This window comes from uncultured Mucilaginibacter sp. (assembly GCF_937859865.1).
GTDB lineage: Bacteria > Bacteroidota > Bacteroidia > Sphingobacteriales > Sphingobacteriaceae > Mucilaginibacter_A.
In genome coordinates this window covers 46,129-55,327 of record NZ_CALMAT010000098.1, presented here as the reverse complement: position 1 = coordinate 55,327, position 9,199 = coordinate 46,129, and the positions used below count along the sequence as shown (strand labels likewise).

The 9,199-nt window shown below is 41.5% G+C and carries 9 protein-coding genes and 1 pseudogene; 6 read left to right on the top strand and 4 right to left on the bottom strand.

Annotated elements, in window-relative coordinates; genetic code table 11:
- Positions 1-311, bottom strand: a pseudogene (locus Q0192_RS10380) (hypothetical protein); the annotation flags it as partial.
- Positions 312-560: 249 nt separating this feature from the next.
- A complete protein-coding gene (locus tag Q0192_RS10375; protein WP_299289411.1) occupies positions 561-1,247 on the bottom strand; it encodes a hypothetical protein in 687 nt (228 codons plus the stop codon).
- 237 nt (positions 1,248-1,484) lie between these two features.
- Here Q0192_RS10375 and Q0192_RS10370 point away from each other — a divergent pair, with 237 nt between their 5' ends.
- The 3 genes from Q0192_RS10370 to Q0192_RS10360 all read left to right on the top strand — a co-directional run bounded on the left by Q0192_RS10370 (position 1,485) and on the right by Q0192_RS10360 (position 5,277).
- Complete coding sequence (locus tag Q0192_RS10370) at positions 1,485-2,948, top strand: capsule assembly Wzi family protein (RefSeq protein ID WP_299289410.1); 1,464 nt, start codon at positions 1,485-1,487, stop codon at positions 2,946-2,948.
- Positions 2,949-3,329: 381 nt separating this feature from the next.
- Positions 3,330-4,313: a zinc-binding alcohol dehydrogenase family protein gene (locus Q0192_RS10365; protein ID WP_299289409.1), complete on the top strand. Its 984-nt coding sequence runs from the start codon at positions 3,330-3,332 to the stop codon at positions 4,311-4,313.
- A gap of 37 nt (positions 4,314-4,350) precedes the next feature.
- The gene (locus tag Q0192_RS10360; RefSeq protein WP_299289408.1) at positions 4,351-5,277 is read left to right on the top strand and encodes a transporter; all 927 of its coding nucleotides are present in this window, start codon (positions 4,351-4,353) and stop codon (positions 5,275-5,277) included.
- Between the two features lie 68 nt (positions 5,278-5,345).
- Here the strand turns inward: Q0192_RS10360 and Q0192_RS10355 are convergent, their stop codons facing one another.
- The gene (locus tag Q0192_RS10355; RefSeq protein WP_299289407.1) at positions 5,346-5,579 is read right to left on the bottom strand and encodes a DUF2798 domain-containing protein; all 234 of its coding nucleotides are present in this window, start codon (positions 5,577-5,579) and stop codon (positions 5,346-5,348) included.
- A gap of 185 nt (positions 5,580-5,764) precedes the next feature.
- On the opposite strand from Q0192_RS10355, the gene Q0192_RS10350 reads away from it, so the two are divergent.
- The 3 genes from Q0192_RS10350 to Q0192_RS10340 all read left to right on the top strand — a co-directional run bounded on the left by Q0192_RS10350 (position 5,765) and on the right by Q0192_RS10340 (position 7,921).
- Positions 5,765-6,631, top strand: coding sequence for an alpha/beta hydrolase (locus Q0192_RS10350; protein ID WP_299289406.1), 867 nt, complete (start codon positions 5,765-5,767; stop codon positions 6,629-6,631).
- Between the two features lie 201 nt (positions 6,632-6,832).
- Positions 6,833-7,399: a Crp/Fnr family transcriptional regulator gene (locus tag Q0192_RS10345; RefSeq protein ID WP_299289405.1), complete on the top strand. Its 567-nt coding sequence runs from the start codon at positions 6,833-6,835 to the stop codon at positions 7,397-7,399.
- A gap of 117 nt (positions 7,400-7,516) precedes the next feature.
- A complete protein-coding gene (locus Q0192_RS10340; RefSeq protein ID WP_299289404.1) occupies positions 7,517-7,921 on the top strand; it encodes a nuclear transport factor 2 family protein in 405 nt (134 codons plus the stop codon).
- A gap of 121 nt (positions 7,922-8,042) precedes the next feature.
- Here Q0192_RS10340 and Q0192_RS10335 read toward each other — a convergent pair whose 3' ends face one another.
- Positions 8,043-9,185 carry a TCR/Tet family MFS transporter gene (locus Q0192_RS10335; protein ID WP_366518172.1) on the bottom strand — a complete coding sequence of 381 codons (1,143 nt, stop codon included), beginning with the start codon at positions 9,183-9,185 and terminating at the stop codon, positions 8,043-8,045.
- Positions 9,186-9,199: the final 14 nt, after the last annotated feature.

Genomic DNA, 9,199 nt, shown 5'->3' with positions numbered 1-9,199 from the left:
ATGCTGCCATCGTCATTGATTACGGTTCCGTTGATAAACATTAGGCCTGCTTTTTCTTCCAGGTTCATCTGTTTCAGCAGGTTGCTGATGCGGTCTTCCACGGGTTTCCGGCTGTCTTCGTACACGTCCAGTTTGCCGTTTTTGTTGAGGTCGCGAAAGGTGTGGCCATCCACTGTTATCAAAACTTTGGATTCTTTTTGAACTAAAGCATTGACACTTTCTTTGGAAGTGTTTTTACAGGAAAAAAGACCGATGGCTGTTGCAAAAACGATACCTATCAAAGGCATCCGTTGTTTAAAAAAAGCTTGCATATAGTTTAGGTTATGCGGCACAAGCTAAGTAATATTTTTTGGTAAACTGAAAATATTATTTGTGTGCAATGCTGTTTTTATGCCGATATTTTTATAAAAGTATTTTCATTATGCCTTAGCTTTACTTTAAAATATTTGGTTTATCCAATTCAACCAATGCTTCTTTTAGCACTATAATTTCAATCTTGTTTGTTTGCAGTATTTTAATATTAGAACCAACTAAACAAAAATAATAAATAGTATATAAGTTTATCTCTGTTTTAAACTTGTAAACTTGGATTCCAAGATAAAATGTATGGCGATCACAATCAGCGAAAGCCATTCGCCCCAAAGCAACGTTAATGGTTTCAGTACCAAAGAAAGCAGCAGAAACACAACCGTCAGTACCGACATAGTTATACTTTTTATCCTGTCTTTTTTGTTGTGGAACAATCCAATTACCAAAGCATTTCCCAAAAAAAAGATACTTGCAAACGTGTAATGCAAAAAAGTAAAATCCCGGGACGGTAAACAAATCACGTTCAACAAACTCAAGCCCAAAACCACATTGTACCATTTTCCGTGGCTGTTTAATTTCAACGTATATTCATTTTTAAAATAGATGGCTCCGTTAAAAATAAACAACATGGCGGCAATGCAAAGCAGCATCCCAAAAAGGTAACTGTTGTAACTGTAAGCATAATCGCTGATGCTCAACCGAAAGCCTAAACGGTCTTTTTTGATGTGCCTGACAGAATCTTTCACCATTGCCGGTATCGAATCTTTGAGCATATCAATATCGTTCAATTTCACTTTTTGCGGATAAACATTTTCATGGTCGCTCAACCTTAAAATTGCAGGCACAACCATGCAAACAATAGCAATCAAAATTTGGTAAAGCCGGAATGTTTTAAATGGGTCTTTTAAACGTTTTTTTATGTTTTGGGCGAAAGTCATTATCAAAGATTGGTTAAGGTTTCGATGCTTCTTTTACCGGTATAAAATTAGTGTTTAGGCAATGGTTTGGATTGCAAGTATAAATGCAAGCTTGGTTTGTAAATTTAAAAACAAGATTAGAAACTTTAATCTTGCAAATCCGTATTTGTAAACTTTAAATAGCAGGTTTTTCATTTATAATAACCAGGCCAAACCGAATTTATTTTTTTCTAATATAAAAGAACTATCTTGACCCGTATGAAAAGACTTGTACTTTCTTTTGTTTTCATCTTACTTTCGTACAGTGGCTTTTGCCAGTTTTTGGATTCATTGCAAGTCAATGCAGGTTCCATCGGCACAATTGCAAAAGATGGTTATCAGCCTTTGTGGCTAGTTGCCAACCAATGGGGTGCCATTACCGATCAGCAGTACGACGCTTCTACGTATGTTGGTTTTAACAATACGCATGTTTTCGGCAAAAAGTATATCAGCAAATCTAATCCAACCGGGATTGAACAGCCGCTGTTTTATGTGAATTACGGTGCCAACGTTATCAATAACAATCATTTTCAAAATGTTATTTTTCAGGAAGGTTATGTCAAAGCCGGTTATAAACACTTGGAAATCCGGTACGGCCGTTTTAAGGATATTCCGGGCGAATCAGACAAAGATTTGTCCAGCGGATCGTTAGGCGTAAGCGGAAATGCGTTGCCGATCCCCAAAATAAGTATTGCTTTGACGGATTATGTAAACGTGCCTTTTACCAATGGCTGGCTGCAAATAAAAGGGCAGTTGAGCCACGGCTGGTTTGGCCGGGACCGTTACCTGGATTCTTATTATCACGAAAAAACCTTGTACCTACGGGCAGGAAAAAGAAAATTTAAGTTTTTTGCCGGTTTGCAGCATTATGTGGAGTGGGGCGGCAAACGCGAGGGCATCCAATTAGACCGCTCTTTCAAAGGATATTTAAATGTATTTTTTTCCACAACCAATGCCGATGATGGTTCTGGTTTCGATCCAAATGCTGCAAAATATGCCGCTTACCACGCCGGCGACCAGCGTGGTGTTTTTGAAGTGGGTTTTGATTTGGAAACGGAAAAAAACTTCCTGCATTTTTATCACCAAACTCCTTTTGATGACACTTGGGGCGTAGATATCCGTAATGTTGACAACCTTTCTGGTTTGAGCCTCGTGCCAAAAAACGAAAAATCAGTGCTAAAAAAAGTATTGGTCGAATTTGTTTACACCAAAACGGCTGACAGTTACGCTCCGCCCGAGAACCGCCAGGCTTATTATAACAACGGATATTACAAAACAGGCTGGGAGTATGACAATAGGATCGTTGGCACGCCGCTGTTCATCAACCGCTACCGCGCGCAGGATTACCCTTACTTTCAGCAGCGAGGCATTAAACCTTTTGATTGGAACAGCAGCAATATCCCGGGCAATTCCAATATTATTTACAACCAAATTATCGGCGGGCATATTGGCTTGTCGCTACAGTTTAGCAACAGGTTATCGGGCAAAACTTTGTTGACTTATACCAATGGCCAATACCAAAACAGCGGGCCAAACTTAAACCAGTTTTACAGTTTGCAGGAAATGTATTACTGCGTTTCTAAAAGTTTAAAAGTTTCGGCCGGCTTTGCCTTGGATGCCGGTGATTTTACCCACAATGTTGGAGGTTTGGTGGGTTTGCATTGGCAGTTTAAAAAGGGTTGAAAAAAGCACGCAGTATAATTAGGGCTTGTCCAAATTTTATTCAATTTATTTTCTATGCTTCTTTTATTGGCTAAAAATCATTGGCCCATTGTGCTTTTTATACCTTTATAATAAGCTACACGCCAAAATTATAGGCATAAAAGAAGCACGAATGTTTTTATAATATAAGTTTAAACAGGCCTTAAACATCATTCTCAACCAAAACCTTTTTTATACTTAGATAAGCCAAAGTAGCATTCACCAAAACTGCACCAGTAAAATAATTTATGAATGCTTCTTTTATCAAGTAAAAATTAAATCCCGTCACTTCCTGTATCTTCTTAACAATTGTTATTGTCTGCGGATGACCTCTTAACCACCTTTGCTTCATAAATCGTGAGTATGAAAGCAATTAAAGTAACACAACGGTCCATTGATATTGAAGTACTTGCATTGGAACTGGAAGACCAGGAGCAACCAATTGCCCGGCAGGGCGAGTGTGTGGTTGAGGTTGAATTTGCAGGCGTTAACCCAAGTGATGTAAAAGCTGTACTGGGTTTGTTTCCCCGCGCCATATGGCCAAGGTACACGGGAAGGGATTTTTCTGGAGAGGTTGTTGACGGGCCTGCGGAGTTTATCGGCAAAAAAGTATGGGGAACCGGCGGTGAACTTGGCATCAGACGGAACGGTACACATGCCCCTTACCTGGTTGTACCGGTGAAAGCCATCAGCGAAAAACCATTGCACATTACGATGCCGGAAGCTGCCGGGATCGGCGTCCCCTTTATTACAGCCTACGAAGGTCTCAGAAAGGCAGGGTTGCCTAAACCGGGCGACTGGTTACTGGTTTTCGGGTGCAACGGCAAAGTTGGGCAGGCTGCTGCACAGATCGCTACAAGTTTCGGTGCAAAAATGATCGGCGTAGAGCAATCCGGCCAGCCTTACAAAGGCCATAGCAACAATCCGGTGATTATGATTAACTCCAGCGAATCCAACGTTGCTGAGAAAGTGATGGAAATTACGGATGGGCACGGTGCCAACATCGTTTATAATACCGTTGGAAGTGCTTGTTTTACAGAAGCTACCCGCTCTATGGCACATGGCGGAACACAAATATTTATAAGCGATAATGCACAAAAAGAAGTTCCGTTTAACATCTTCAATTTCTATCGGCAACAACACAGTTTCGTTGGGGTTGACACGCAGGAACTGGACGTAGCTGACTGTGTGGAGATTTTGAATGAATTGAAGCCGCTGTTTAGTAATGGAAACCTGCGCGCTTTCCCGGTTACAGAAGACTATATTTTTCCTATTGACCGTGCTGTGGAAGCTTATCAGCAAACGTATAAAGGTTCCAAAGAAAAGATCATTTTAAAAATTTCGTGATCATAAATACCCCTATTGCCAGTATTTAATGAAAAACATGAAAGTTTATTATGCCTTTGCTATATTATTACTGCTTTGCAAAGTTGTTGCTGCACAAGATCCGAAACTGCCAGCCACTAATCTTGGTTTATCCAACTTGCAAGACGGTAACCCGCCCGGAACTGGCTGGTACTATCAGCAGTACATACAAAACTACCAAACAATCAGCAACCGCGGGCCTTCAGGAGCAGCCATCGGCAACGGGAAGGTCAACTCTTTGCTTTCCATGTCTCAATTGATTCACATTGGTAAAACAAAGATGGCCGGAGGAAACCTGGGGTTTACAGTACTGTTACCGGTTGTCAGGCTATCTGCTGAAAACAACAGATCACAAGTGCCAACAGTAAACCCAAACCCTTTAGGGGATATTATTGCCGGGCCATTTGTGCAATGGTTCAACAAGAAATTGTTGGGTATGCGATATAGCCACCGGTTGGAGCTTGACTTGGTTTCACCCATTGGCGCTTATCAAAGTTTATATGATGTAAACCCGGGCGCACATTTATTCAGCGTTGTACCGCATTACACGTTTACCATCTTTCCATCCGAAAAATTTTCTGTAAGCATGCGCCACCACTTCAATTATTATTTTAATGAGCTGGGCACACGGACAAAACCAGGCGTTTCTTACAATTTCAATTACTCCCTTGAGTATGCCCTAACATCATCTTTAAGAGTGGAACTTGCCGGATATTATCTGAAGCAATTGGCACAGGATTCGGAAAATGGAGACAGCCACTATTACCAGGAAAAATTTGGCATCTCAGATACACGCGAGCGTGTATTTGCCTATGGGCCTGGCATCGGTTATGTAACACCATCCGGCCTGTTTATTGAATTAAAAGAGATGCAGGAGGCCGCGGCAAAGAACCGTTCAGAAGGATTCAGGACAACACTCGTGCTTTCCTACAAATTAGATAAGTGAATATGTTGATCTGTATAACATTAAGTTATTGTCGGATAGAGGCTTTATCCACAGTTTTCGGCTGGTTTTCAGGACAGCTTGTCCATCAGTTTTTGAATTGAAGGAACAATAACATAACCGGCCGGGACCGCTATTGCACAGCCAAGTAAGAAATCCTGAACCCATCGTTTAAAAATCCCATAGGTTATGCCGTTTCTTACTGCCAACATCCCGAAACTCATCACTGCAGTCATAAAAACGGAGATCAGAAAAATGCTTAGAATAAAAGCTTGGGTTTTTGTCAATCTGTTTTTTGTTTTCATAATAAATCAAAGGTCGGCTAACCGGCTGTGCGTTAAAATAACAATTGTTAAAATCGATAGTTATCACATTGCATGATGATTTCCTGGGGCATTTGTTAACAATTGTTATTTTTCAGGTTAACAGAAAGCAGGAAATTTGAACCCTATCTAACAGGCGCAAGCCTTAGGATGTAAATAAATTACTTATGAAAAATATAATCAATGCCCTGTTGCCGGAAGCTAAAAAAATTGAAATCAATGGCGTTCCTGTTACTTATTATGAAACCGGAGAAGGCGATACCATGTTGATGCTGCACGGATGGCCGCAAACATCATATGTGTGGCGCAAAGTCATACCAGAATTGTCAAAACGTTGTCGGGTAATAGCGGCCGACCTTCCCGGAATGGGCAACAGCAATCCGATTAGTACTGCCGATACCTTGTCTGTTGCCACCTTTATCAAAGCCTTTTGCAACCAGCTAAAGCTTGACCGAATACATCTTGTGGCCCATGATGTTGGTGCATGGGTCGCCGTTACATTCGCCCTTGAATTTGAGGATAGCCTTCAGTCGCTCATCATCCTTGACGCCGGTATTCCCGGCCTGATCCCTGACGAAGTTTTTTCTCCGATAAATGCAAACAAGATCTGGCAATTTTATTTCCATGCTATAGAAGAGATGCCGGAATTTCTTATTGAAGGAAAAGAAAGGGAATACCTAAATTGGTACCTTACAAAAAAGGCTACTGTTAAGGACGCGATCACGGATGACGACATTGCCGTTTATACAAAAGCCTATACAGGCAAAGAAAGGTTAAGCAACGGTTTCGCTTACTATCGGGCTTTCCCGGAAAGCTCAAGGCAAAACAAGGCTTACCAGCGCAAGCTTACTATCCCAATCTTGGCCGTTGGTGGAGAGCAGGCACAGGGAGCCAACATGGGAAAAGCTATGCAAAAAATTGCAAATTCTACAGTAGAAGCTGTAAGTATAGCTGATTGCGGCCATTATATTGCTGAAGAAATGCCTGAAAAATTTATTGATTTAGCCACCAACTTTTTAAACCGGCTCAAATAAGCGGTTTCCTCTGATAAGTTGGTTTGCTTAAGATTAATCATAATGCTTCTTTTACCCTATAAAAATTGTGCCTGGTATCAAATTAAGTAAATCAAAAGACCAAATGTTCGCCAATTTTTAGGCGGTAAAAGAAGCATAGAAAACAATAACATCAAAATTCTATTCATAATTTAGGTAGCAGTAAGTCAGGCAACCTAAATTATGAAAGAAGAAATTCCACCTGTTTTGGCCAAAACAATTCCCGGGCTTGCCGGAAACTGGGAAAAGTTTTCTGAGTATTTTAAACAGGAAAAAATACCTGCTAAAAGAAGCATACTCTGTGAAGGGAATATTGCAAAACGGATTTATTTTATCGAATCGGGCTGTTTGCGGATGTTTTTTACTGAAGAAAACAAAGATGTTACAGTACAATTCTTTCTTGAAGGGTCACATGTATGCTCAATGGAAAGTTTTTTAAAGCATATACCCAGCAGGTTTAACTTGGAGACACTCGAAGCCAGTACTTTTTATACTTTAAGCAAGGAAAATTACCTCAGGTTAATTTCAGAGCTTCCTGCATTTAACGAGTATTTTCAAAATTATATCAACACCCGGATGTTCTATTATGTCAACCTGCTGCTTGACTATATCAGGCTTTCCCCCGAGCAACGCTACCATGACCTGCTCGAAAAACACCCTGAAATTTTGCAACGGGTTCCTCAGTACCATATCGCTTCCTATTTAGGCATCACACCAGTTTCTTACAGCAGGATACGGAACAGGCGGTAACTTATCGCCTTATTGCACTTTCTGAAATTTTTGCTTTGAAAAAGGTTGGCGATCTTAACAATTGTTATTTTCTACAGGTTTCAACTTTGCGATTTTTGTGCCACAAATGCAATTAATATGAAAAACGAGAATAAACAAACAATACAAAATCCGTTGGGATTAGCCGTTGAATTGGAAGGACTAAGAAAGGAAGCGATGATAAAAAATTCAGTGGACTTACTTTGTCCTTTACTTTCAGAAAGCCTTTATTACGGCCATTCTTCCGGCTACGGAGATGACAAGGAAACATTCCTGCAAAATGTAAACGATAAAACATATGATTATTATGATATCAGCTTAAATATAGAAAAAGCTGTACCGATCGGATTGGATGGCCTGGCCATCAATGGTAAAGTGAAACTGGTGGTTGATGCGGAAGGAAATGAAAAGACAATGAACTCTGTTTATGTTGCTGTTTGGCGAAATGAAGATGATGTATGGCGGTTATTGTCTCATCAAACGGCATTGCAAAAACAGAATTAAATTATCAGATATTTGCCAGTAAACAATTATTGGTGCGGACAGGGCAAACGCAGTTTATTTAGTTTTTGGGTGAAGAAATATCGGATGTTAAAACCCTTAACATATTAAATAAATTAAAGTGCTACACGTTATCCTTCTTCACCGCCACCCTCCTCATACTCCGATAAGCCAGCCCCGTACTCACCAAAACCAAAACCGCGCCCAGGAAAAACGGTGCGCCCGGAAATAAAAACGGCGAATTTGCACTGGTAAAAAAAGCAAACAGGCTGGTCATCAGTACCGGTGCAAAAATGGTGGTGGCACTCATTAAACTGGTTAAGGCGCCTTGCAATTCGCCTTGCTCGTTGGGCGGCACAAAGCCCGACATGATGCTTTGCAAAGCCGGACCAGCAATTCCGCCCAGCGAATACGGGACGATAAAGGCAAACATTTGCCAGGAGTTGGCCGCAAAAGCAAACAGGAACAAACCAGCACTGTAAAACAAAAAGCCGGTGTATAAACTTTTTTCGGAACCGAGTTTTGGGATGGCCCAGCGGATGACAACGGTTTGTACCAGCGCCGTCATCAAGCCAACAAAACCTAATGAGTAACCAACCATGGCTTCGTTCCAGCTTAGTTTTTCCATACCGTAATAGCTCCAGGTGCTTTGCATACCGTTGTTGGCTGTGTAAAGCAGGATGAGGGAGATAACCAAGCCGCTGATGGCCGGATACTTTTTCAATTGCAACAACGCGCCAACCGGGTTCGCCCGTTTGATGTTGAAAGCGCGGCGGTTTTCTTTGGAAAGTGATTCGGGCAGCACAAAAAATCCGTACAAAGCATTCAGCAAACTTAAATCGGCTGCGGCCATAAACGGAACGCGTGAACCGTACTGGCCCAACAATCCGCCCAAAACAGGCCCGATGATAAAACCCAAGCCAAAAGCAGCACCGATCATCCCGAAATTTTGCGCACGGTTTTCCGGCGTACTGATATCGGCAATGTAAGCGGAAGCGGTGGTAAAACTGGCTCCGGTAATCCCAGCAATGGTCCTTCCTACAAATAGCCAGCCGATGCTGGGCGCAAAAGCGAGGAAAATATAATCTATCCCAAAACCTAAAAGCGAAAAGAGGAGGACGGGCCTTCTGCCAAAACGGTCGCTCAAATTGCCCAAAACCGGCGCAAACAGAAACTGCATAATGGCATAGGCAAACGTAAGCCAGCCGCCGATGGCCGAAGCCTGGCTTAAATTGCCATGAATGAGTTCGCTGATCAATTTTGGCATCACCGGGATAATAA

Coding starts and splice junctions, on each gene's coding strand:
- Q0192_RS10375 (WP_299289411.1), bottom strand. CDS start 1,247: ATGACTTTCGCCCAAAACATAAAAAAACGTTTAAAAGACCCATTTAAA.
- Q0192_RS10370 (WP_299289410.1), top strand. CDS start 1,485: ATGAAAAGACTTGTACTTTCTTTTGTTTTCATCTTACTTTCGTACAGT.
- Q0192_RS10365 (WP_299289409.1), top strand. CDS start 3,330: ATGAAAGCAATTAAAGTAACACAACGGTCCATTGATATTGAAGTACTT.
- Q0192_RS10360 (WP_299289408.1), top strand. CDS start 4,351: ATGAAAGTTTATTATGCCTTTGCTATATTATTACTGCTTTGCAAAGTT.
- Q0192_RS10355 (WP_299289407.1), bottom strand. CDS start 5,579: ATGAAAACAAAAAACAGATTGACAAAAACCCAAGCTTTTATTCTAAGC.
- Q0192_RS10350 (WP_299289406.1), top strand. CDS start 5,765: ATGAAAAATATAATCAATGCCCTGTTGCCGGAAGCTAAAAAAATTGAA.
- Q0192_RS10345 (WP_299289405.1), top strand. CDS start 6,833: ATGAAAGAAGAAATTCCACCTGTTTTGGCCAAAACAATTCCCGGGCTT.
- Q0192_RS10340 (WP_299289404.1), top strand. CDS start 7,517: ATGAAAAACGAGAATAAACAAACAATACAAAATCCGTTGGGATTAGCC.
- Q0192_RS10335 (WP_366518172.1), bottom strand. CDS start 9,185: ATGCCAAAATTGATCAGCGAACTCATTCATGGCAATTTAAGCCAGGCT.